Consider the following 20,921-nt stretch of genomic DNA (forward strand, 5'->3'; position numbering starts at 1 on the left):
CGATTACGCGTACCCGACAGCGATGTCGCGGCCGATGATCTCCTTCATGATCTCCGTGGTGCCACCGTAGATCGTCTGGATGCGGGCATCGACGTAGGCGCGCCCGATCGGGTACTCCATCATGTAGCCGTACCCGCCGTGCAGCTGCACGCAGCGGTCGACGACGCGCTTCTGCAGTTCGGTCGCCCACCACTTGGCCTTCGACGCATCCACCGGCGTGAGCTCCCCCGCGTTGAGGGCGAGTACGCACCGGTCGACGTGCGATTCGGTGATCTCGATCTCGGTGAGCATCTCGGCAAGCGCGAAGCGGGTGTTCTGCAGGTCGCCGATGGGCTTGCCGAACGCCTTGCGCTCGAAGACGTACTGCACGGTCCACTCGTAGGCGGCCCGCGCCGAGGTGATCGCGCTGACGGCGATGCCGATGCGTTCGAGGGGCAGGTTCTCCATCAGGTGCACGAAACCGCGACCGTCGGTACCGAGCAGGTTCTCCGCCGGGACGCGGGCGTCCTCGAAGACGAGTTCGGCGGTGTCCTGCGCGGCGAGACCGACCTTGTGGAGCTTGCGGCCCCTGCTGAACCCGGGGGTGTCGCGCTCGACGACGATGAGCGAGAAACCCTTCGACCCCGCGCTCGGGTCGGTGCGGCACACCACGATGACGAGATCGGAGTGGATTCCGTTGGTGATGAACGTCTTCTGCCCGTTGATCACCCACTCGTCACCGTCGCGCACGGCGGTGGTCTTCACGCCCTGCAGGTCGGATCCGGCACCGGGTTCGGTCATGGCGATCGCGCCGATGCGTTCACCGGTGGCCAGCGCCGGCAGCCAGCGGGCCTTCTGCTCCTCTGTGCCGAGGTGGAGGATGTACGGGATCGCGATGTCGTCCTGCAGTGCGAGTCCGGCGCCGAAGGAGGTCGTGCCGGTGCGCGCGATCTCCTCCTGCACGATGTGCCGGAAGCGGTAGTCGGTCACGCCCGAACCGCCGAACTGTTCGGGCACCCCGAGGCCGACGATGCCGGCCTTGCCCGCGGCGATCCACGCCGAGCGGTCGACGAGGCGCTCCTCCTCCCACCGCTCGTAGTTCGGTTCGATCTCGCGGGCGAGGAATTCGCGCACGGTCTCCCGGTACGCCTCGTGGTCGTCGTCGAAATGGGTGCGTTTCATGGCTTCTCCTAGGCGTTCACGCGCGACATCATGCCGCTCAGGCGCTCCGCGATGAGACTCTCGGCGTCGGCGACGATGCGCTCGACCAATTCCCCCGCGGTGGGGATGTCGTGGATGATTCCCTGGACGGTACCGACGGTCCAGATGCCGGCCTCGGGATCACCGTTCTCGTAGACGAGGCGGCCGCGGGCACCGGCGACGAGTTCGCGCACGTCCTCGAACTGCCCTCCGCGGTCGAGGATCTCGACGACCTCGCGGCTGACGGTGTTGCTCGCGACGCGGGCGGTGTTGCGCAGCGGACGGAAGATCAGTTCGGTGTCGGTCTCGTTCGCCGCGACGATGGCTTCCTTGATGTTGCGGTGGATCGGCGATTCCTCGGTGCACATGAAGCGGGTGCCCATGTTGATGCCGTCGGCGCCGAGCGCCAGCGCGGCGACGAGACCACGGCCGTCACCGAATCCGCCGGAGGCGATCATCGGGATGGTGATCTTCTCGGCCGCGGCGGCGATGAGCACGAGGCCGGGGACGTCGTCCTCACCGGGATGCCCGGCGCATTCGAAACCGTCGATACTGATGCCGTCGACACCGATGTCCTGCGCCTTGACGGCGTGCCGGACGCTGGTGCACTTGTGCAGCACCTTGATTCCGGCAGCGTGGAAGTCGGGCAGGTGCGGCGCGGGATTCGACCCGGCCGTTTCGACGATCTTCACACCGGAGTCGATGATGACCTGGCGGTACTCCTCGTAGGGCGGCGGGGTGATCGCCGGCAGGATCGTCAGGTTGACGCCGAACGGCTGGTCGGTGAGCTCGCGGGTGCGCTCGATCTCCTTCGCGAGATCCTCGGGGCTCGGCTGCGTCAGGGCGGTGATCATGCCGAGCGCGCCGGCATTGGCGACCGCTGCGACGAGTTCGGCACGGCCGACCCACTGCATCCCTCCCTGCACGATGGGATGGCGGACGCCGAAGGTTTCGGTGAAGGCGGTGGTCAGCACGGCATGGACTCCTTGCGTGGAGGTGGGTCGAAAGACTCTCAGGCGGCCGGGTGGTGACCCACGACCCGCAGTGCGATCACGATGTACCGCTGCGCGACCTGAGCGGGAGTGAGGGGTCCGCCGAGCTGGTACCAGCGGACGATGGACTGGAACATCCCGAGGAGGGCGCGCACGGCCTCCTCGACGTCGTCGACGTCGAACACCTTCTGGGCGACGCCCTCGCGCACCAGGTCGAGCATCATCAGCTCGAGACGCTTGCGGGTCGCGGCGTAGGTCCGGCGGTTCTCCGGGGAGATGTGGCGCACTTCGGAATCCAGGCCCGAACGCTGTGCGCGGTGGGTCATGTTCAGCACGATCGCCTCGACGGCGTTGACGAAGCGGGCGACCGGGTCGTCGCCGCCGTCCGCGACCGCGGCCGAGACACGGTCGATGAGGTCGAGGACGGCGGCGTCGAGCAGCGTGACGAGAACGGCTTCCTTGTTCTCGTAGTGGTAGTACAGAGCGGGCACCGTCACGCCGACCCGGCGGGCCAGGTCGCGGACGGTGGTGCCGTGGAAGCCGTTCTCGCTGAACGCTTCCAGGGCGTGTTCGAGGATGGGGTCGAGCCCCAGAGGCTGGAACTCACGCCAGTCCGCGGACTGCACGTCCGCGTGGGGCGTGTCGGATTCCTCGGCCTCGTATGCCGGGGTCATCGACCCCCTCCTCTCACAGTCGGTGCTCGGGTCAGCGCGGAGCCATGCGGATCGCGCCGTCGAGGCGGATGACCTCGCCGTTGAGCATCGGGTTCGAGACGATGTGCGCGGCGAGGGCACCGTACTCGGACGGATCGCCGAGGCGGGCCGGGTGCGGCACCTGTGCGCCGAGCGAAGCCTGGGCCTCCTCCGGCAGCGAGCCGAGCAACGGGGTCTTGAACAGGCCCGGCGCGATGGTGACGACGCGGATGAGCAGCGACGCGAGGTCGCGGGCGATCGGCAGGGTCATGCCGACGACACCACCCTTGGACGCCGAGTAGGCGGCCTGTCCGATCTGGCCGTCGAAGGCGGCGACGGAGGCGGTGTTGATGATGACGCCGCGCTCGCCGTCGACCGGCTCGGTCTTGGCGATGCGCTCGGCGGCGAGACGGATGACGTTGAACGTGCCGAACAGGTTGACGTCGACGACCTTCTTGAACGCGTCGAGCGGGAAGGCACCCTTCTTGCTGACGGTCTTGATCGCATTGCCGATGCCGGCGCAGTTCACCGCGACACGCACGGGTCCGAGCGACTCGGCCACGTCGAGGGCCTCGGTGACGGCGGCCTCGTCGGTGACGTCGGCGGCGACGAAGCGGACGCGGTCGCCGAGCTCCTTGGCGATGGTCTCACCGTTGGACGACGGCAGATCGATGATGACGATCTGCGCGCCGTCGTTCAGCAGGGCCTTGACGGTGGCGAGACCGAGGCCGGAGGCACCACCGGTGACGACGGCGACGCTGTCGTTGACGATCATTGATTACCCTTTCGAGAGTGGTTGTGGTTCAGAGCTTTTCGGTACGTCGTCGACGTCAGAGACGTTCGATGATCGTGGCGTTGGCCATGCCCGCGCCCTCGCACATGGTCTGCAGGCCGTAGCGACCGCCGGTGGCCTCGAGGTGGTTGACGAGGGTCGACAGCAGGCGGGTACCCGACGACCCGAGCGCATGGCCGAGCGCGATCGCGCCACCCCACGGGTTGAGCTTGGCCGGGTCGGCACCGAGTTCGTGGGCCCAGGCGAGCGGCACGGGCGCGAACGCCTCGTTGACCTCGTAGGCGTCGATGTCGTCGATGCCCAGACCCGCGCGGGCAAGCACCTTCTGCGTGGCCGGGATCGGGGCGGTGAGCATGAAGACCGGGTCGTCGCCGGCGACGGAGAACGAGTGGAAGCGGGCGCGCGGGGTCAGGCCCAGCTTGTTCGCCATCTCCTCGCTCATGATGAGCGCGGCCGACGCGCCGTCGGTGAGCGGCGACGAGTTGCCGGGGGTGATGACCCACTGCGCCTCGGGGAAGCGGGCCGCGTACTCCTCGGTGTAGAAGGAGGGCTTGAGGCCGGCGAGACCCTCGGCGGTGGTGGAGGCGCGCAGCGTCTCGTCGACGGTGTGCTGCACCTGTTCGCCCGCGGCGTTCTCGACGGTGATCGGGACGATCTCCTTGTCGAAGTATCCGGCCTCGTAGGCGGCAGCGGCACGCTGGTGCGACTGCGCGGAGTAGGCGTCGAGGGCGTCGCGGTCGAGCTTCCACTTCGCGGCGATGAGCTCGGCGGAGATGCCCTGGTTGACCAGGCCCTCGGGGTAGCGGGCACGCACGCTCGGGCCGTGGGTGTCCTTGCCGAGGGTGGCGGTGCCCATCGGGATGCGGCTCATCGACTCGACACCACACGCGATGACCAGGTCGTAGGCACCGGCGATGACGCCCTGCGCGGCGAAGTGCGCGGCCTGCTGGCTCGACCCGCACTGGCGGTCGATGGTGGTCGCGGGCACCGACTCGGGGAAGCCGGCGGCGAGGAGCGCGGTGCGCGAGATGTTGAGGGACTGCTCGCCGACCTGGGCGACGCAGCCGCCGATCACGTCGTCGACCTGCGCGGGGTCGATGCCGTTGCGCTCGACGAGCGAGCGCAGGACGTGAGCGAGGAGTTCGACGGGGTGGGTGCCGGACAGGGCGCCACCCGGCTTGCCCTTACCGACAGCGGTACGGACGACGTCGACGATGACAGCGTTGGTCATGACGATCCTTTCGAAAGTGCAGCGTGCGGGCCGGAGACGTTCCCAGCGGCGTACTTATCGATCGCTAAAAGCTCTACCACGGACTTAACGCTCGGTCAATGGTCTCTGAGAGCTAGCGCACGCTAAGCGACTCTGATAGTGATGGATCACGACCCGAGTCGAGGAGACGCCCGTGCGCGCAGCGCAATTGACCGAACACGCCGGCCCCGACGCCGTCCGCATTACCGACATCCCCGAACCCGAGGCGGGCGATTCGCTCGTCCTCGTCGACCTGCACGCCGCCGGCGTGTCCTTTCCCGACCTGCTGCAGACGACCGGCGGCTACCAGATGGTCCGGCCGCTGCCGTGCGTACTCGGCGCCGAAGGAGCAGGCATCGTCCGCAGCGCACCCGAGGGCAGCGTCCTCACCGCCGGACAGCGCGTCGCCGTGCTGTCCATCGACGGATCGTGGCAGCAGACCGTCGCACTGCCGCGCGAACTGGTCTTCCCGCTGCCCGACAGCGTGTCCCTGACCGCGGGCGCCGGGATGCTCATGAACTACTTCACCGCACACTTCGCGCTCGACGAGCGCGCCCGGTACCGAGCCGGCGAGACCGTCCTCGTCCACGGTGCGGCGGGCGGTCTCGGAGTGGCGTCACTGCAGGTCGCGGCAGCGCTCGGACTCGAGACGATCGCGGTGGTGAGCACCGAGGAGAAGGCCGCGGTGGCCAAGGCCAACCGCGCGACCCACACCGTCCTCGCCGAGGGGTTCAAGGACCGTGTCCTCGAACTGACCGGGGGGCGCGGGGTGGACATCGTGCTCGATCCCGTGGGCGGCGACCGCTTCACCGACAGCCTGCGCAGCCTCGCTCCGGGCGGGCGTGCAGTCGTCCTCGGGTTCACCGGCGGCAGCATCCCCACCGTGAAGGTCAATCGCCTTCTGCTCAAGAACATCTCGGTCGTCGGCGCCGGGTGGGGCGAGTACCTCCGCACCGACCCCGGCTACCCGGCGCGGCAGTGGGCCGCGCTCGAACCGCTGCTGCGCGACGGGACGCTCGCCGTCCCCGAGCCCACCCTCCATCCCCTCGACGAGGCTCCGGCGGCACTGCGTTCGCTCGAGAACCGTTCTGCGACCGGCAAGGTCGCACTCGACCTGACGTCCCGACCCTAGGAGAACAGCCATGACCGACGACCTGCCCGGTGTCGACGCGACCGTCGACGACGGCGTCCTGCGCGTCACCCTGAACCGTCCCACGCGGATGAACGCCGTGAAGACCGAGACGCTCGACGCGATCGCCGACGCCTTCGAGAAGTACGCCGACGACGCCTCCGTGCGGGTCGCGGTGCTCACCGGCGTCGGTCGCGCGTTCTGTTCGGGCGCCGACCTCTCCGGACGTGACCTGAGCGCACCGCCCTCCGCCGACACGATCGACGCCGCCAACCGCGCGGTGGCCGCGATCCGGGCGTTCCCCCGGCCGGTCGTCGGAGCGGTCAACGGCGCGGCCGCGGGCGTCGGCGTATCGCTCGCTCTCGCATGCGATCTCACCGTCGCGAAGGAGTCGGGATACTTCCTGCTGGCCTTCACCCGGGTCGGTCTGATGCCGGACGGCGGTGCGTCCGCGCTCGTCGCCGCGTCGATCGGTCGTGCACGGGCGCTGAAGATGGCCCTGCTGGCCGAGCGACTTCCGGTCGGTGAGGCCCTGGCTTCCGGTCTCATCGCGGACGTCTACGCGGACGACGACTTCGACGGTGCCGTGGAGACTCTCGTGCAGCGACTCGCCGACGGCCCGTCGACCGCCTTCGCCTCGACGAAGAACGCGATCAACGACGCGACGCTCACCGAACTCGACCACGCCTTCGCCCGCGAGCGCGAAGGGCAGCTCGTCCTGCTCGGCAGCGCCGACTTCACCGAGGGTGTGACGGCCTTCCAGGAGAAGCGCACCGCGAACTTCCGTCGCTGAGCCGTCGACGATGTCGGTGGATCCGGCCCCGCTGAGCGGGGTCGGATCCACCGAAGTCGTTTCAGGCGTCGGGGATCACGCGTTCGACGGCCGCCCGCACCAGTTCGGCGACACGGTCCTCGTCGACGATCCCGGGGAGGGTGAGCCGGTCGAGCACCAGCCAGTTCAACGCGAGATAGAGCAGCACGACGGCATCCTCGCCCCCCGGCAGGCCGGAGTGCCGGTAGTTGGCGATGTTGAAATCCAGGTCGGCGCGCACCCGCTCGGTGAGCAGGGCCTGCAGTTCGGGTCGCCGGGTGGCTTCGAGGCGTAGTTCGAGGAGCGCGAGATAGCCGGCGCGGAACCGGATGAGCCGGTCGACGACCTCCGTCATCAGTTCGATCATGGATTCGCGGGTCTGCGGCGCCTGCGACTGTGCCATGACCTCGTCGGCGGGCAGGATCCGCTCGTAGTAGCGGTGCCCCACCTGGACGAGCAGGTCGTCGCGGTTGGCGAAATAGTTCGACGCCGTCCCCGTCGGGACCCCGGCCTCCTTGTCCACCGCGCGGAAGGTCAGCCCTCGCGCACCGTCGCGCGCCAGCACCTCGATCGAGGCATCCAACAAGGCCTGTCGCCGTTCCGGATTCGTGCGAACCACTTGACACCACTCCATGTGTAGTACTACGTTCAAACCACTTCAATCATAGTACTACGAATGGTGGTCGAAGATGCGAAAGCTCGTCTACTACGTGGCAGTGACCCTCGACGGCTACATCGCCGGCCCGAACGGGGAGTACGACTTCTATCCGATCTGCGACGACATGACCGCGGCGATGAGCGCGAGATATCCCGAAGCCGTTCCCACGGCGCTCCGCGAACAGATCGGTATGCCGGTCGACACGCCGAACAAGGAATGGGACACGGTGATCATGGGGCGCGGTGCCTACGAACCCGGTCTCTCGCTGGGACTCACGAGCCCGTACAGCCACATGCAGCAGTACGTCGTGTCCCGCACTCTCGCGCCGGTCGACGATCCGCAGGTCCGGATCGTCGACACCGACCCGGTCGAGCTGGTCCGAAAGCTGAAGGCGGAAGAGGGGCTCGACATCTGGCTCTGCGGTGGCGGCAACATCGCAGGGCAGCTGGTCGACGAGATCGACCGGCTGATCTTCAAGAGCTATCCGGTGATCGCGGGCGACGGCATCCCGGCACTGTCGGGCAACTTCGTCCCCACGCGATTCGACGTCACCGCGCGCGAGGAGTTCAGCAACGGCACGCAGGTCACCTGGTTCGACCGCCGCTGAACTTCGATCGACACCGAATCCGGCCGTCAGACCCCGACGGTCTTGAGGGCGATGCCGACGTACTTCTGCGCGACGGCCTCGGGGCTGAGCGTGCCCTCCGCGTGGTACCAGCGCGGGATCGACTGGCACATGCCGAGCAGGGCACGCGTGGTCTCGGCGGGATCGTCCACGTCGAACACGCCCGCGGCGACGCCCTCCTCGACGATCTGGCGCACCAGCTGCTCGACGCCCTTGCGCACCGCGCGGTAGCGCTGGCGGTTCTCGGGGCTCAGGTAGCGGGCCTCACCCTCGAGCGCGGCGAGGCGGGCCCGCAGGGTCATGCGCAGCACGATCGCCTCGATGACGTTCGACAGCCTGCGCACCGGGTCGCCGTCGGCGTCCTCGGCGGCGGCGTGGGCTCGGGAGAGCACGTCGCTGGTCGAGAGCTCGAGAAGGGCGATGAGCAGCCCTTCCTTGTTCTCGTGGTGGTAGTAGAGCGCCGGGACGGTGACGCCGACGCGGCGCGCGATCTCCCGCACCGAGGTGCCGTGGAAGCCGGTCTCGTAGAACGCGTCGAGGGCGGCGGTGAGGATGGGACTGAGCTGCATCGGCTCGAGGATGCGCCAGTCCGGGATCGCCTCACCGTTGGTGAGGGTGTCGGCCCCGTCGCTCGAAGCACCCATGAAACCGCACCTACCTACCGATCGCTACTTCATACGGACGCCCCGAGGATACCCGTATGTTTTGCGCTCGAAGGATCGGAAGGTGGGCGGTATCACCCCATCGGGTCGTCGGCACCACCGCGCGCCGTGTCATGGAAGGGCGCGAGGAAGGTTCCCCAGCGCACACACTCCCAGCCACCGCCGGCCACCGGCACCAGTTCGACCGTCTCGGTGTTGGCCAGGTGGTTGGTGATGGCGAAGCCGGACGGCACCTTCCCGAGATAGGCGGCGACGAGGCGGATGGCGGCACCGTGACTGACGACCACAACGTCGCCCGAACCGGTATCGAGATAGTCGCTGCGCAGCGAGTCGAGGACGGGCAGATACCGGTCGAGCACGTCGAGCGCCGACTCACCGCCCGGGACCCGGGCCCGCAGGTCGCCGTTGTGCCATTCCTCGTAGACCTTCATGAACAACTTGTGCGACTCCTCGTCGCTGCGGTCCTCGAGTTCGCCGACCTGCACTTCGTGCACGCCCTCGCGGACGACCGCCTCGAGCGACACTGCCGGTGCCGCGTGCTCGGCCGTCTGCTGAGCGCGGAGTGCCTGCGATGCGACGAGCAGCGACGGCGTCCGCTCGACGAGGTTCTTCCCGAGCGTGCGGGCCTGTTCGACACCGAGCTCGGTGAGCTCCGCCCCGGGGAGTTTCGTGTCGAGCCTCCGGGCGACGTTCGCCACCGTCTGGCCGTGCCGGGCCAGGATCAATCTGCCGCTCACCGTCAGTCCTCTCCGCGCCGCAGCCGGTCGAGCCACCGCGCATCCTCGTCGTCCGACACGGGTGGGACACCGTGTTCGGACACAGCGGGCCACGATCCGAGGAAGCGCACCTGCGCGAAGCGGTGCAGTCCCTGCAGCGCCTCGGCGACCAGCGCGTCGTCGATGTGACCCACACAGTCCAAGTGGAAGAAGTAGGTGCCGTATTCCCTGCGTGTCGGCCGGGACTCGATGCGCGACAAATCGATTCCGCGCGTGGAGAACTCGGTGATGGCACGCACCAGCGAGCCGGGCTCGTTGGGGAGCTGAAGCACCACCGAGGTGCGGTCGACACCGGTGCGCTTCGGTACCGGCCGCGGCTGCGTGATGAGCACGAAGCGGGTGCGGGCGCCCTCGAAGTCGGCGACCTTGTCGGCGAGGACGGACAGGCCGAGCCGCTCCCCGGCGAGCGCCGTGGACACCGCCGCGTCGACCTTGCCGGACGCGACGTCCTCGGCGGCTCCCGCATTGGAGGCCGCGGTCACGACCTCGGCGTCGGGCAGGTGGTCCTCGATCCAGCGCCGCACCTGCGCCGCCGCCACCGGATAGGCGCCGATTGTGCGGACCCGATCGCGGGTGATCCCTTCGCGGGTGACCACCGTGAACGCGATGTCGAGTTCGACCTCCGACACGATCTGCAGGCGCGGCCCGAGAGCCAGTGCGTCCATGGTGGGCGGCACCGAACCCTCGACGGAGCTCTCGATGGGGACGACGGCACCGTCGACCTTCCCGTCGCGCAGGAGTTGCAGGGCAGCGGGCGGGCTGGCGGCCGAGACGCGCTCGACGTCGGCTGACCCGTCGCCGAGCACGTCGAGCGCACCGAGGCTCTCGAAGCGGTCGAGGGCCATCTCGGTGAACGTTCCCGACGGTCCGAAATAGGCGATACGTGGCACGTGTACGAGGTTACGCATCGGTCGTGACCGGAAGGCGGACTCTGCGTGAACCGCATCCGAGCGGCGGACGCGTGTCAGTCGGTGGTGAGGTCGAGCGCCCCGAGTTCCCGGACGACGGTGTCGGTGTCGTCGACCTCGACGACCAGCAGGATCTCCCGCACCGCCGCAGCGGCCTCAGGCACGAGCCGCCGGAGGCGGGTCACGTCGGGAGTCGCGAGGGCGTCCCGGACGTCGAAACCGCTCAGCGCCGCGACGGTGGCGGCGAGCAGCGCGACGACGTCGTCGGTGCCGGTCGCGCGGGCGGCGTATCCGGTGTCGGCGTGCGCGAGGACGGAGAGGAAGTCGGCGACGGCGTCGGCACCGCGACCTGCGGTCAGGCCGGGGATGTGACCGGCCTCGGTGAGCGCGCGAGCGGCGTCGGCGAGCGCGGCGTCGGGCACGTGCGGATAGACCACCAGGGGTGCCGGCGCGGTGATCGCGAGGACGTCCTCGAGCTCCTCGGCCGCGCAGTCGACCTGGTACCGGACCGGACGCCACCCGGCGGGCGAGGGCAGTTCGGCCGAGGCGTCGAGTTCGACGACGAGCTCGCGGGTCGGCGATCCGGTGACGGCAGCGGCCGGGACGACGGGCGGGGCGAGCATGCGGCCGGTCGCGGCGAGGGCGTCGGTGAGGCTGTCGTGCCGGTGCGTGAGCAGCGCGTCGAGCAGTCCGCGGGGCTCGTCGCGGGACGGCGGCATTCCGAGGGGAAGTGGGATCGGCACCGATCCAGGCTACCGACGGACCACTTGCGACCGCGATCACAATCACTTAGGTTTGCCTCACCTACATCGAGAAGGAGGGTTGGCATGCAGACCACCACATCCGTCATCCCCGCGCCGACCACGGCCGAACGCGTACGCACCGCCCTCATCCGTGCCGACACGACGCAGCTCGCGATCGACGGCTGCGACCCGCTCCCCACCTCGGTCCACCATCTGCTCGACGACGGGCAGGTCGCGGTGGTCGTCGCCGAGGACAGCCTCCCCGTCGCACTCGCCTGGCAGGCCGGCAGCGCAGGCATCCCCGCGATGCTCGAGCTCACCGACCACTCCCCGATCGCCCTGCGCAATCCGGTGCGGTCGCTCATCTGGCTCAGCGGCACCCTGCGTCCCGTGGAGCATCCGCGCCGGCTCGCCGCCGAGATCGCGGAGATCCTCCCGCACCCCGAACTCCTCGACGTCGGACACCGCTCCGAACTGCTGTGCCTGACGCTCGACTCCGTCGTCGCCGCCGACACCACCGGGGCCGAGGCGGTCGACGTCACCGACGTCCTCGACGCCGCACCCGACCCGTTCGCCGCACTCGAGACCGAGTGGCTCCAGCACCTCGAACAGGACCACGCCGACATCGTGCGGCAGATCGCGCGACGCATCCCGCCCGCGCATCGCGGCGGACGGATCCGTCCCCTCGGCCTCGACCGCTACGGGCTGCGCCTGCGCGTCGAGTCCGAAGGCGACGACCACGACGTGCGGATCCCCTTCCACGAACCGGTCGACGATCCCGCCGCCCTGGGTCGCGCACTGCGCCTGCTCGTCGGCTGCCCCTTCCGCAACGGACTGCCGCCGCGCACCTGAGCGGTACGCGGCGGCAGGGATCATCCGAACGATCAGACCTTCTGCAGGTCGATACCCTTCGTCTCCTTCATGATCAACGCGGCGACGCCCGTCGCGACGCACAGCGCCATGATGTAGACCCCGAAGATCCAGCCGATGTCCCAACTGGTCAGCAGCTGGTTCAGGTAGGGCGCGGTGCCGCCGAAGACCGCCACCGAGAAGGAGTACGCGAACCCGATGGCCTGGGTACGCAGGCGGGTCGGGAAGCTCTCCGAGAGGGTGCACGACAGGATCGCACCCGGGATCGACACGATGAGCAGGGCGAGGGTGGTCGACACGAGCAGCGTCCACCCGGCCGACGTGATCATCGACGTCAACGGGATCTGCAGCGCGAACATGAGGACCGCGAACCCACCGAGCATCGGGCGCCGGCCGATCCGGTCGGAGAGCCGACCCCAGAAGGGCAGCGAGACCAGAGCGATGACCTGGGCGATGACGAGCATCCAGTAGGCGGTGTCGGCGTCCATGCCCTTCTGCGTGATCGCGTACGTCGAAACGTACGAGGTCCACGTGTAGTGCGCTGCCGTGACACCCGAGGTCATGCCGATCATCAGCAGGATCGCGCGCACGACCACCTTGCGGGGAATGCGCGGTTCGTCGACCCGGGTCTCCTGCTGGTCGAAGACCTCGCTCTCCTCCATGCTGCGTCGCAGGTAGAGAGCGAACAGTGCCAGGAAGAAGCCGAGGAGGAACGGCACGCGCCATCCCCACTCGCCCACGGCGCTCTCGGAGAGCGTCGAGGTGACCGCTCCGCCGATCGTGTACGCCAGCACGGAACCACCGAAGATCGCGACGAAGGCGACGCTGCCCCACATGCCGCGACGATGCGGCGGCGCGATCTCGCTGACGTACGAGTAGGCGGTCGCCGACTCGCCACCGTGCGCGAAGCCCTGCACCACGCGGGCGAACAGCAGGAGCACCGACGCCCACACGCCGATCGACGAGTAGGTGGGCATGAGCCCGATGACGAGGCTGCCGCCGGCCATCATGAGCATGGTCGTGACGAGCACGAACTTACGGCCGCGCTTGTCGGCGATACGGCCGAACACGATGCCGCCGAGCGGTCGCATCAGGAATCCGACGGCGAAGACCGCGAGCGTGGACAGCAGCGCCGAGACCGGATTGTCGCTGTTGAACATCGCCGCGGCGATGAACGGAGCGAACACCGCGTAGGCGCTCCACTCGTACCACTCGAGGATGTTGCCCACGGAGCTGGCGAGAAGAGACTTCTTCTTCGATGCGAGAGTCACCGAAGTTGTTGCAGCTGGATTCTTCTCAGGTGTTTCGATGTTCATGTCCCTACTTCCGGGTCGCAGACTTCCCCTCGGCTCACAGGCCCCTATCCGCACCCGAGCGATCGATCGGTCGGGCGTGTTGAAGTGTGATGGGTCACAAGGACCGCTGTCAAATTGGACACATCACCGAGAACCGGTGGATCGCCTCCCCGCGGCGGAGGACCCGACCGCCCACGGTCCGGCACAATCGCTCCGGTGACGACCCTCCGCGACTGGCTGCGGCCCGCATCCCGCAATCCCGAGCCGCCCCTCGACCCCACCGAGCGTCGCGCGCTGTGGATCGAGATCACCATCGTCCTGCTCGTCACCTTCGGCCTGAGCGGGATCTCGTCGATCCTGTCGCTGGCCGAGGCGGCACTGGCACCGGAACCGCTGTCGGATCAGACCGTCGCCCTGAACACGCCACGCTCGTCGCAGGGGTTCATCGATCTCGCTCGCCAACTCCTCGGCATCGTGCGCCTGCTCGCCTGGGGTGCCCTCGGCCTGTACCTGCTCTGGCGCAGCGGTGTCGGACCGCGACTCGCGGGCCTCGCCCGACCCGGCCTGCGCCGGGACGTGCTGCCCGGGGTGGGACTGGCCGCCCTGATCGGACTCCCCGGACTGGCGCTGTACCTGGTGGCGCGGGCCGCCGGCCTGAACCTGACGGTCGCGCCGAGCCTGCTCGAGGACTACTGGTGGCGACTGCCCACCGAGGTGCTGTGGGCGATCGCCAACTCCGGGGCGGAGGAGATCCTGGTCGTCGCCTATCTCCTCACCCGTCTGCGGCAGCTCGGCTGGTCGGAGAATTCGTCGTTGCTCGCCTCCGCCCTGCTGCGCGGCAGCTACCACCTCTACCAGGGCATCGGCGGCGGGTTCGGCAACGTCGTCATGGGCCTCGTCTTCGGGCGCTACTGGCAACGAAGCGGCCGGTTGTGGCCGCTCGTGATCGCCCACGCGCTCATCGACACCATCGCCTTCGTGGGCTACCAAGCACTGAGGGGCCACGTCTCCTGGCTGCCCTGAACGTAGAGTTGTCCGGGTGAACGGCGACCCTCGCGACCCTCGGAACCGGCCGCGGCCTCCGCAGGGACCTCTCCCGCAGGGCCCTCCTCCCCGGCGGGCTGTACCGCCGAACCCGCAGCGCGGGGTACCGCCACAACGACCCGCCGGACCGCCTCCGTCACAGCGCCGGGGCGCTCCCCCGCCGTCCCCCGAGGGCACCCAGGTGCTGCGGCGCGACGGACGGCCGCAGTCACCGCAGGCGTGGTCGCAGGCGCCCGCGCCGAACTACCGGCCTGCTCCGAGGCAGGACCGGCAGCAACCGCTTCCGCAGCAACGACGCGACTGGGCACCGACGCAGCGACCCGAACGGTTCGCCGAACCCGCCCCGAACCGTCGCCCGCCGCGCGGGAACACACCGCCGCCCGGACCCCCGCGACGTCCCGCAGCACCGCCTTCACGGCCGGCACCGCGACGTCCGCTCGGTGCCCGGCGCATCCTGCGGCGACTCGCGATCGTCCTGGTCGTGCTCGTCGTCGCGATGGGTGCGAGCATGATCTACCTCGACGGCAAGCTCGCGCGCGTCGATGCGCTCGCCGACTACGACGGGCGCGTCGGCGACACCCCCGGCACGAACTGGTTGCTCGTCGGCTCCGACAGCCGGGTGGGACTCACCCCCGAGCAGGAGCAGGAACTCGCGACCGGCGGGGAGGTCGGCGCCGACCGCACCGACACCGTCCTGCTCGTCCACATCCCGCCCGGTGGCGGTGCCACGACGATGGTCTCCCTGCCCCGCGACTCCTACGTGAGCGTCCCGGGCTTCGGCCAGGACAAACTCAACGCGTCGTTCGCACTGGGCGGGCCGCAACTGCTCGTGCAGACGGTCGAGGGCGCCACAGGCGTGCATATCGACCACTACGCCGAGATCGGTTTCGGCGGGTTCGCGTCGATCGTCGACGCGGTCGGCGGGGTCGACATCTGCGTGCCCTATCCGATCGACGACCCGCTCGCCGGACTCAGGCTCGAACCCGGATGTCAGGAGCTCAACGGAGCGCAGGCCCTGGGCTTCGTGCGCACGCGCGCCACTCCGCTCGCCGACCTGGACCGGATGAACAATCAGCGCCTGTTCCTGTCGGCGTTGCTGAGCAAGGCCACGAGCCCCGGCACCTTCCTGAACCCCTTCCGGGCGTGGTCGCTGATGTCGGGTGCGGCCGGGTCGCTGCGGGTCGACGACGGCGACCATCTGTGGAACCTCGCGCGACTCGCGTGGGCGATGCGCGGCGAGACGGTCACCACGACCGTTCCGGTGGGCGGATTCGAGGACGTCTACGGCATCGGTAACGTCCTGCTGTGGGATCGTGAGCGCGCCGTACCGTTCTTCGGGGCCATCTCGGAGGGCGACCCGATCCCGCCGGAACTGCTCGCTCCGGCCCCCTGACGGACGCCGCGAATCGCTGTCGATCTTGGGGAAGGCTGTCCGAATTTTCCGTAGGGTAGCCGATGCTGCCTTGCGGAAGGGTAGCCAACACTTGGATGAAAAACGCGTTGACCTGCACTAACGTCGTGATCATGACGACGATGGGCGATATGACCAAGACCAAGTTCCACACGCTGCTGCACGACCAGATCCGCCACGAGTTCACGGCGTCGCATCAGTACATCGCCATCGCGGTCTTCTACGACAACACCGATCTCCCGCAGCTGGCGAAGCACTTCTACGCGCAGGCCGTCGAGGAGCGCAACCACGCCATGATGATCGTCCAGTACTTCCTGGACCGCGATATGGCCGTCGACCTCACCGGCGTCGACGCGGTGCAGTCGATGTTCGAGGATGCCCGCGAGCCGATCGCGCTGGCCCTCGCCCAGGAGAAGAAGGTCACCGACCAGATCGTCGAGCTCGCCCGCACCGCGCGCGACGAGGGCGACTACCTCGGCGAGCAGTTCATGCAGTGGTTCCTGCAGGAGCAGGTCGAGGAGGTCGCGACGATGACGACCCTGCTGACCGTGGCCGACCGCGCCGGTTCCAACCTCTTCAACCTCGAGGACTTCGTGGCCCGCGAGCTCAACTCGAAGGTGCGCGAGCCGCGCGGCAACGCCCCGCTCGCCGCCGGCGGCGCCATCTGATCGTTCCTCCATCCGGGGACAGCCCACCCGGAACGACGAAGGCCACCTCCTGCAGGAGGTGGCCTTCGTGCTGTCGTGAGCGCGTCAGCGCAGGGTGACCTGGCGGCTGCGCAGGCCGTCGCGCGACCGGCGCTCGGCGGCGGTGAGCGGTTCGTCCACGGCGAGGGCCTCGTCGAGACGCTGCCCGAACTCGATGGTCGGGGCGACCCACTCGTCGGGGTGCTTCTCGCGGTCGAGGTCGAAGACCGGCACCAGCAGACCGTGGGTGCGGAACGAACCGGCGAACCGCGATCCCTCACCGAGGTGCAGGCCGCCCGCCGCGTGCACGCGCGACAACGCCGCCATCAGCGCGTCCTCGTCCTCGGGTCGCACCCAGCGCAGGTGCGCCTTCTCGCCCGGATCGACCCACCACGCGCCGCGCAGACCGTCGCCCTCGAGACGCGCCGACGGCAGCACGGCTTCGTTCGCGTGCTTGACGGTGTGCGCGATCTCGGCGCTCGGTTCGACACCGGCCGGGATCCACCAGTCGAAATCGTTGTGGACGGTGATCGCCGGCACGGCTGCCGGGTCGATCAGCTCCGCCAGCGGCGGGGTGTCGTCGTCGCCGCTCGCGACCTGCAGCGACGAGCCCGGCTCGGCCGTGTGCGCCCAGTGCAGGGCCGCGGCCAGTTCACCCGCCGGGTCCGGTCCGAAGCCGGCGGCGAGCTGCAGGCCGACGTACGCGACCGGCGCACCGTTCTCCTCGCGGACCAGGGCCGCGACCCCGCCGGGGAGGATGGTCGCACCCACGACGCGACGGCCGTCCGCAGCGGCGGGCAGCTCTGCGAGGGCCGACGGCACGAACTCGCGAAGTGCCACGAGATCGCATTCGAAGGCGAGGCCTTCGAAGGGCCGGGACGTCGCGGCGGCCGCCGCTTCCCGCTCGAGTCGGCGCTGCTCGAGCTTCGCGGCGCGATTGCTGCCGGGCTTGGGTCCGCTGTTTCTCTTGCTCTTCTTGGCCACGGCGTCAAACTACACGGCGACCGGTGTCGCGATGTCGCGGTCGCGGGACCGGGTGGGGGTGCTCACCGATCGAAGGCGGAGTCGAGCTGCAGCTTGGTGCGCCCGGGATGGTTGGTGGCGACCCACTCGACGCCCAGCTCGCGGCACAGCTCGACGTCGGCGGGGTCGTCGACGGTCCAGCAGTAGGTGGCCCGCCCCGACAGCGCGGCCCGGTCGACGAGATCGCGGTGCTCGCGCAGCGTCGCGATCGACGGGCCGACGGCCGTCGCGCCGACGGTGGTGGCGGCGCTGCCGCGCAGGTAACGCGAGGTCTCCCCCAGCAGCACGGTGGGCAGCAGCGGTGCGGCCCGGCGGATGCGCCAGACGGCCCCGGCCGCGAACGACATCACCACCACCCGGGAGAAATCGGCGGAGGCCGGGGTCGCGAGACCGAAGCGGGCCAGTTCGGCGAGCAGTTTGCTCTCCACGAGACCGCCGTAGCGGACGGGATGCTTGGTCTCGACGAAGACCTTCACCGGCACGCTCGTGAAGTCCATGACGAGTTCGAGCAGCTGCCGCAGCGTGAGCAGGTCGGCAGGCTCGCCGGGCCGCCCGTAGTCGTACTGCGCGAGCTCGTCGAGGGTCATCTCGCTGACGACCCCGGTGCCGTTCGAGGTGCGGTCGATCGTGCGGTCGTGCACGCACACCAGATGACCGTCGCGGGTGAGCCGCACGTCGCACTCGACGCCGTCGGCGCCTTCCTTCAATGCGAGTTCGTAGGCGCCGATCGTGTGTTCGGGGAGCGCGGCGGACGCACCGCGATGCGCGACGACCCGAGGATGCGCGCTGCGCGTCACGGCGCCACCGCCTCGGCGCGCTCCTCGTCGTCCGCTCGTTCTCCGGCCTGCTCGTCCGGAACGTCGTCCCGGTCCTGGCGAGCCTGTTCCTGTTCGCGCACGGCGGCGGGGACGATGGGCGCGATCGGTGACGAGGCCGGGCCGGTCGCGTGGGTGAACCGGTGACGGCGCAGCGGCCGTCCCCACAGGTCGGTGTCGTCGAACAGGCGCAGGACGTGCAGGGTCGACAGCGCGACGACCGCGCCGAGCGCCGCGAGGACGGCGGTGAGCAGGACACCGTCGGCGCGGGCCTGCAGGGTGTCGCGCTGACGCCACGCGAGCAGCACCACGACGAGCACGCCGTTGACCACCCACAACACCCACCAGGTGCGGATCGCGCGGAGCAGGCGCGGGTCGCGGTCGGCGATCTCGGCGAGGAAGACACCGGGCATCGCGAGGTTGAGGCCCGGAACGACGAGTCCCGCGAGGATGGACAGCGGCGACCGTGACTCGGCGAGACCACGCTCGGCGTAGATGCGCCGGCGCAGGTCGATCAGCCGCAGCCCGGATGCGACCGCCGCGGCCAGCGCCACGACCGGCCCGACCACCTGGGTCGCCCATACCGCGGCATCCGACACCGCGAGCACGAGCGGGTCGACGAGACGGGTGCGGTTGTACAGCAACACTCCGTACCGGACGGCCTCGGCGAGGGCCGCGAGACCGAAGACGACGGCGGTGCCGACGAGCAGCGTCGGCGCGAGGTCGGCGGCGGTCTCGGCGCGATCGGGTTCGACGTCCTCGTCCGGGAGCGGATCGAGCAGTCCCCAGCGGGGCATCTCGCGATAGGACGGGGTCTCGGCCGACGGACGCCCACGCGAAGGCGACGCCGGTTCGGTCGTCGGAGGGCCACCCGCAGGTCGCGCGACCCAGCGGAAGTTGCGGCGCGACGGAGGAACCGACCCGTCGGGGGCGACGGGTGAGAGCAGCACACCGCGGCAGGCCGGGCACCACTGCCGCGGCTGATAGGTCACGGGCCAGCGATTCTCACAGCGCACACAGATCTGATAGGCCGACATCAATAGATCTTTGCCGGTTCGTCGCGCTCGGAGACGAGCGGGAGTCCGTGCTTCTGCCACGCCACCATGCCGCCGGCGACCTGGAAGGTCTCGTACCCGATGCGAGCCAGGTACTCGACCGCTCCGAGGGAGCGGCCGCCCTGCCTGCAGATCACGTAGATCTCGGCGTCGGGGTCGAGTTCCTCGATGCGGGCGGGCACGTCGGCGAGCGGAATGTGCAGCGCGCCGGGGGCGTGTCCGAGTTCCCATTCGTCGTCCTCGCGGACGTCGAGGAGGACGACCTCGTCGCCGAGTTCGGGTACCAGGTCGACCGACACGGTGGGCACGTCGGAAAAGCTCACGTCTCAATAGTGGCACGCGGCGTGAACGGATGTGGGTGTGGTCGTACCGATCCTGTTCCACAGGTGGGGCCGGTGGGTCCTCCACAACACTCCCCATCAACCCCATCCGCTGGAGTTATCCACAGTTTCCACAGGTTCATCAACAGGTCTATCCACGCATGGGGAATCACACTCGAGACATCTCACAGTGGACAGGCGCCCGCCGATGCCCCGTGCCGGTTCCGGCGCTGAAATGATCGGGTCATGGAATTACGCATCTTCACCGAACCCCAGCAGGGCGCCACCTACGACGACCTCCTCGCCGTCGCGCAGACCGCGGAACGACTCGGCTACGGCGCGTTCTTCCGCTCCGACCACTACCTGGCCATGAACGCCGAGGGTCTGCCCGGTCCGACGGACGCATGGATCACCCTGGCCGGTCTCGCCCGCGACACCTCGACGATCCGCCTCGGCACGCTCGTCACCTCGGCGACCTTCCGCTACCCCGGCCCGCTCGCGATCTCCGTCGCGCAGGTCGACGCCATGAGCGGCGGACGCGTCGACTTCGGCTTCGGAGCCGGCTGGTTCGAGGAGGAGCACCTCGCCTACGGCATCCCCTTCCCCACACTGAAGGAGCGGTTCGACCGCTTCGAGGAGTCCCTCGCGGTCATCACCGGCCTGTGGGACACCCCCGAGGGCGAGACCTTCTCGTACGAGGGCGAGCACGTGCGGATCGAGAACTCCCCCGCCTTGCCGAAGCCCCACCAGCGTCCCCACCCGCCGATCGTCATGGGCGGCGCCGGCAAGAAGCGCACACCGGCACTGGCGGCGCGCTACGCCGACGAGTTCAACGTGCCGTTCAAGTCGCTGGGCGAGACGAAGGTCCTGTTCGAGCGTGTGCGCTCGGCCTGCCGGGATGCCGGACGTGACCCCGAGGAACTGACCTACTCGAACGCACTCGTGCTGTGCTGCGGTCGGGACGAGGACGAGATCGCGCGTCGCGCGGCACGGATCGGCCGTGAGGTCGACGAGCTGCGGGAGAACGGACTCGCGGGCACGCCGCAGGAGTTGATCGAGAAGATCCGCACCTTCGCCGAGGCCGGGACGGAGCGTATCTACCTGCAGGTCCTCGATCTCGCCGATCTCGAGCACCTCGAACTGGTGGCGAACGAGGTCATGCCCGCCGTCGCGGATCTCTGACGC

23 protein-coding genes are annotated in these 20,921 nt (G+C 69.2%); 8 read left to right on the forward strand and 15 right to left on the reverse strand.

The annotated features are described in order from the left end of the window. Nucleotides 1-3 precede the first annotated feature (3 nt). Genes ACPCXD_RS11010 through ACPCXD_RS11030 form a run of 5 tightly spaced genes read right to left on the reverse strand, consistent with a single transcriptional unit; the run spans nucleotide 4 to nucleotide 4,887 of the window. Nucleotides 4-1,161 carry an acyl-CoA dehydrogenase family protein gene (locus ACPCXD_RS11010; protein ID WP_229566770.1) on the reverse strand — a complete coding sequence of 386 codons (1,158 nt, stop codon included), beginning with the start codon at nucleotides 1,159-1,161 and terminating at the stop codon, nucleotides 4-6. Between the two features lie 8 nt (nucleotides 1,162-1,169). Then, nucleotides 1,170-2,153, reverse strand: coding sequence for an NAD(P)H-dependent flavin oxidoreductase (locus ACPCXD_RS11015; RefSeq protein ID WP_277370716.1), 984 nt, complete (start codon nucleotides 2,151-2,153; stop codon nucleotides 1,170-1,172). 38 nt (nucleotides 2,154-2,191) lie between these two features. After that, nucleotides 2,192-2,845 (reverse strand): TetR/AcrR family transcriptional regulator, encoded by a 654-nt coding sequence (locus tag ACPCXD_RS11020; protein WP_229566769.1) that lies wholly within the window; start codon nucleotides 2,843-2,845, stop codon nucleotides 2,192-2,194. A gap of 31 nt (nucleotides 2,846-2,876) precedes the next feature. Continuing rightward, nucleotides 2,877-3,638 (reverse strand): 3-hydroxyacyl-CoA dehydrogenase, encoded by a 762-nt coding sequence (locus tag ACPCXD_RS11025; RefSeq protein ID WP_120281047.1) that lies wholly within the window; start codon nucleotides 3,636-3,638, stop codon nucleotides 2,877-2,879. 55 nt (nucleotides 3,639-3,693) lie between these two features. Then, on the reverse strand, nucleotides 3,694-4,887 hold the full coding sequence (locus ACPCXD_RS11030) for an acetyl-CoA C-acyltransferase (RefSeq protein ID WP_160876634.1): 1,194 nt from the start codon (nucleotides 4,885-4,887) through the stop codon (nucleotides 3,694-3,696). A 172-nt stretch (nucleotides 4,888-5,059) separates the two neighbouring features. Between ACPCXD_RS11030 and ACPCXD_RS11035 the strand changes: the two genes are divergently transcribed. Beyond that, nucleotides 5,060-6,037: a zinc-binding dehydrogenase gene (locus ACPCXD_RS11035; protein ID WP_160876632.1), complete on the forward strand. Its 978-nt coding sequence runs from the start codon at nucleotides 5,060-5,062 to the stop codon at nucleotides 6,035-6,037. Nucleotides 6,038-6,047: 10 nt separating this feature from the next. After that, entirely contained in the window at nucleotides 6,048-6,827 is a 780-nt protein-coding gene (locus ACPCXD_RS11040) for an enoyl-CoA hydratase (RefSeq protein WP_423659552.1), read from the forward strand. 61 nt (nucleotides 6,828-6,888) lie between these two features. Here the strand turns inward: ACPCXD_RS11040 and ACPCXD_RS11045 are convergent, their stop codons facing one another. Next, entirely contained in the window at nucleotides 6,889-7,464 is a 576-nt protein-coding gene (locus ACPCXD_RS11045; RefSeq protein ID WP_423659554.1) for a TetR/AcrR family transcriptional regulator, read from the reverse strand. A 70-nt stretch (nucleotides 7,465-7,534) separates the two neighbouring features. Here ACPCXD_RS11045 and ACPCXD_RS11050 point away from each other — a divergent pair, with 70 nt between their 5' ends. Further along, the gene (locus tag ACPCXD_RS11050; protein ID WP_016691827.1) at nucleotides 7,535-8,110 is read left to right on the forward strand and encodes a dihydrofolate reductase family protein; all 576 of its coding nucleotides are present in this window, start codon (nucleotides 7,535-7,537) and stop codon (nucleotides 8,108-8,110) included. Nucleotides 8,111-8,136: 26 nt separating this feature from the next. Here ACPCXD_RS11050 and ACPCXD_RS11055 read toward each other — a convergent pair whose 3' ends face one another. The 4 genes from ACPCXD_RS11055 to ACPCXD_RS11070 form a co-directional block, all read right to left on the reverse strand. Continuing rightward, entirely contained in the window at nucleotides 8,137-8,772 is a 636-nt protein-coding gene (locus ACPCXD_RS11055) for a TetR/AcrR family transcriptional regulator (RefSeq protein WP_006553412.1), read from the reverse strand. 92 nt (nucleotides 8,773-8,864) lie between these two features. Continuing rightward, the gene (locus tag ACPCXD_RS11060) at nucleotides 8,865-9,527 is read right to left on the reverse strand and encodes a histidine phosphatase family protein (protein WP_229566762.1); all 663 of its coding nucleotides are present in this window, start codon (nucleotides 9,525-9,527) and stop codon (nucleotides 8,865-8,867) included. Nucleotides 9,528-9,529: 2 nt separating this feature from the next. After that, nucleotides 9,530-10,456, reverse strand: a complete 927-nt coding sequence (gene pheA, locus ACPCXD_RS11065) for a prephenate dehydratase (RefSeq protein WP_016691825.1) — start codon at nucleotides 10,454-10,456, stop codon at nucleotides 9,530-9,532. A gap of 74 nt (nucleotides 10,457-10,530) precedes the next feature. Further along, nucleotides 10,531-11,193, reverse strand: coding sequence for a hypothetical protein (locus ACPCXD_RS11070; protein WP_160876664.1), 663 nt, complete (start codon nucleotides 11,191-11,193; stop codon nucleotides 10,531-10,533). Nucleotides 11,194-11,301: 108 nt separating this feature from the next. Between ACPCXD_RS11070 and ACPCXD_RS11075 the strand changes: the two genes are divergently transcribed. Further along, complete coding sequence (locus ACPCXD_RS11075; RefSeq protein WP_016691823.1) at nucleotides 11,302-12,069, forward strand: DUF2470 domain-containing protein; 768 nt, start codon at nucleotides 11,302-11,304, stop codon at nucleotides 12,067-12,069. A 32-nt stretch (nucleotides 12,070-12,101) separates the two neighbouring features. On the opposite strand, the gene ACPCXD_RS11080 is transcribed toward ACPCXD_RS11075, so the two are convergent. After that, the gene (locus ACPCXD_RS11080) at nucleotides 12,102-13,403 is read right to left on the reverse strand and encodes an MFS transporter (RefSeq protein ID WP_026061061.1); all 1,302 of its coding nucleotides are present in this window, start codon (nucleotides 13,401-13,403) and stop codon (nucleotides 12,102-12,104) included. Nucleotides 13,404-13,598: 195 nt separating this feature from the next. On the opposite strand from ACPCXD_RS11080, the gene ACPCXD_RS11085 reads away from it, so the two are divergent. The 3 genes from ACPCXD_RS11085 (at nucleotide 13,599) to ACPCXD_RS11095 (ending at nucleotide 16,505) form a co-directional block, all read left to right on the forward strand. Next, the gene (locus ACPCXD_RS11085; protein ID WP_088896836.1) at nucleotides 13,599-14,405 is read left to right on the forward strand and encodes a CPBP family intramembrane glutamic endopeptidase; all 807 of its coding nucleotides are present in this window, start codon (nucleotides 13,599-13,601) and stop codon (nucleotides 14,403-14,405) included. 202 nt (nucleotides 14,406-14,607) lie between these two features. Continuing rightward, nucleotides 14,608-15,819 (forward strand): LCP family glycopolymer transferase, encoded by a 1,212-nt coding sequence (locus ACPCXD_RS11090; protein ID WP_253249953.1) that lies wholly within the window; start codon nucleotides 14,608-14,610, stop codon nucleotides 15,817-15,819. Nucleotides 15,820-15,959: 140 nt separating this feature from the next. Further along, nucleotides 15,960-16,505 (forward strand): ferritin, encoded by a 546-nt coding sequence (locus ACPCXD_RS11095; protein WP_229568520.1) that lies wholly within the window; start codon nucleotides 15,960-15,962, stop codon nucleotides 16,503-16,505. A gap of 84 nt (nucleotides 16,506-16,589) precedes the next feature. Here ACPCXD_RS11095 and ACPCXD_RS11100 read toward each other — a convergent pair whose 3' ends face one another. The 4 genes from ACPCXD_RS11100 to ACPCXD_RS11115 all read right to left on the reverse strand — a co-directional run bounded on the left by ACPCXD_RS11100 (nucleotide 16,590) and on the right by ACPCXD_RS11115 (nucleotide 19,724). Next, the gene (locus ACPCXD_RS11100) at nucleotides 16,590-17,507 is read right to left on the reverse strand and encodes a DUF5926 family protein (protein ID WP_088896838.1); all 918 of its coding nucleotides are present in this window, start codon (nucleotides 17,505-17,507) and stop codon (nucleotides 16,590-16,592) included. A gap of 62 nt (nucleotides 17,508-17,569) precedes the next feature. Then, nucleotides 17,570-18,343 (reverse strand): glycerophosphodiester phosphodiesterase, encoded by a 774-nt coding sequence (locus ACPCXD_RS11105; protein ID WP_088896839.1) that lies wholly within the window; start codon nucleotides 18,341-18,343, stop codon nucleotides 17,570-17,572. Continuing rightward, nucleotides 18,340-19,398 (reverse strand): DUF4328 domain-containing protein, encoded by a 1,059-nt coding sequence (locus ACPCXD_RS11110; protein WP_088896840.1) that lies wholly within the window; start codon nucleotides 19,396-19,398, stop codon nucleotides 18,340-18,342. Before ACPCXD_RS11110 ends, ACPCXD_RS11105 begins: the two co-directional genes overlap by 4 nt. After that, nucleotides 19,398-19,724, reverse strand: coding sequence for a rhodanese-like domain-containing protein (locus ACPCXD_RS11115; RefSeq protein ID WP_060652314.1), 327 nt, complete (start codon nucleotides 19,722-19,724; stop codon nucleotides 19,398-19,400). Before ACPCXD_RS11115 ends, ACPCXD_RS11110 begins: the two co-directional genes overlap by 1 nt. Nucleotides 19,725-19,982: 258 nt before the next feature. On the opposite strand from ACPCXD_RS11115, the gene ACPCXD_RS11120 reads away from it, so the two are divergent. Next, on the forward strand, nucleotides 19,983-20,918 hold the full coding sequence (locus ACPCXD_RS11120) for an LLM class F420-dependent oxidoreductase (protein WP_229566755.1): 936 nt from the start codon (nucleotides 19,983-19,985) through the stop codon (nucleotides 20,916-20,918). The last annotated feature ends 3 nt before the right edge of the window (nucleotides 20,919-20,921 follow it).

The organism is Rhodococcus sp. AB351 (assembly GCF_049538275.1).
In the GTDB taxonomy this organism is placed as follows: Bacteria; Actinomycetota; Actinomycetes; order Mycobacteriales; family Mycobacteriaceae; genus Rhodococcus.

Excerpts from the sequence above, each read along its gene's own strand:
- ACPCXD_RS11070 (WP_160876664.1), bottom strand. The coding sequence starts at position 11,193 with ATGCCGCCGTCCCGCGACGAGCCCCGCGGACTGCTCGACGCGCTGCTC.
- ACPCXD_RS11080 (WP_026061061.1), bottom strand. The coding sequence starts at position 13,403 with ATGAACATCGAAACACCTGAGAAGAATCCAGCTGCAACAACTTCGGTG.
- ACPCXD_RS11025 (WP_120281047.1), bottom strand. The coding sequence starts at position 3,638 with ATGATCGTCAACGACAGCGTCGCCGTCGTCACCGGTGGTGCCTCCGGC.
- ACPCXD_RS11110 (WP_088896840.1), bottom strand. The coding sequence starts at position 19,398 with ATGTCGGCCTATCAGATCTGTGTGCGCTGTGAGAATCGCTGGCCCGTG.
- ACPCXD_RS11095 (WP_229568520.1), top strand. The coding sequence starts at position 15,960 with ATGGGCGATATGACCAAGACCAAGTTCCACACGCTGCTGCACGACCAG.
- ACPCXD_RS11075 (WP_016691823.1), top strand. The coding sequence starts at position 11,302 with ATGCAGACCACCACATCCGTCATCCCCGCGCCGACCACGGCCGAACGC.
- ACPCXD_RS11020 (WP_229566769.1), bottom strand. The coding sequence starts at position 2,845 with ATGACCCCGGCATACGAGGCCGAGGAATCCGACACGCCCCACGCGGAC.
- ACPCXD_RS11050 (WP_016691827.1), top strand. The coding sequence starts at position 7,535 with ATGCGAAAGCTCGTCTACTACGTGGCAGTGACCCTCGACGGCTACATC.
- ACPCXD_RS11040 (WP_423659552.1), top strand. The coding sequence starts at position 6,048 with ATGACCGACGACCTGCCCGGTGTCGACGCGACCGTCGACGACGGCGTC.
- ACPCXD_RS11120 (WP_229566755.1), top strand. The coding sequence starts at position 19,983 with ATGGAATTACGCATCTTCACCGAACCCCAGCAGGGCGCCACCTACGAC.
- ACPCXD_RS11010 (WP_229566770.1), bottom strand. The coding sequence starts at position 1,161 with ATGAAACGCACCCATTTCGACGACGACCACGAGGCGTACCGGGAGACC.
- ACPCXD_RS11055 (WP_006553412.1), bottom strand. The coding sequence starts at position 8,772 with ATGGGTGCTTCGAGCGACGGGGCCGACACCCTCACCAACGGTGAGGCG.
- ACPCXD_RS11030 (WP_160876634.1), bottom strand. The coding sequence starts at position 4,887 with ATGACCAACGCTGTCATCGTCGACGTCGTCCGTACCGCTGTCGGTAAG.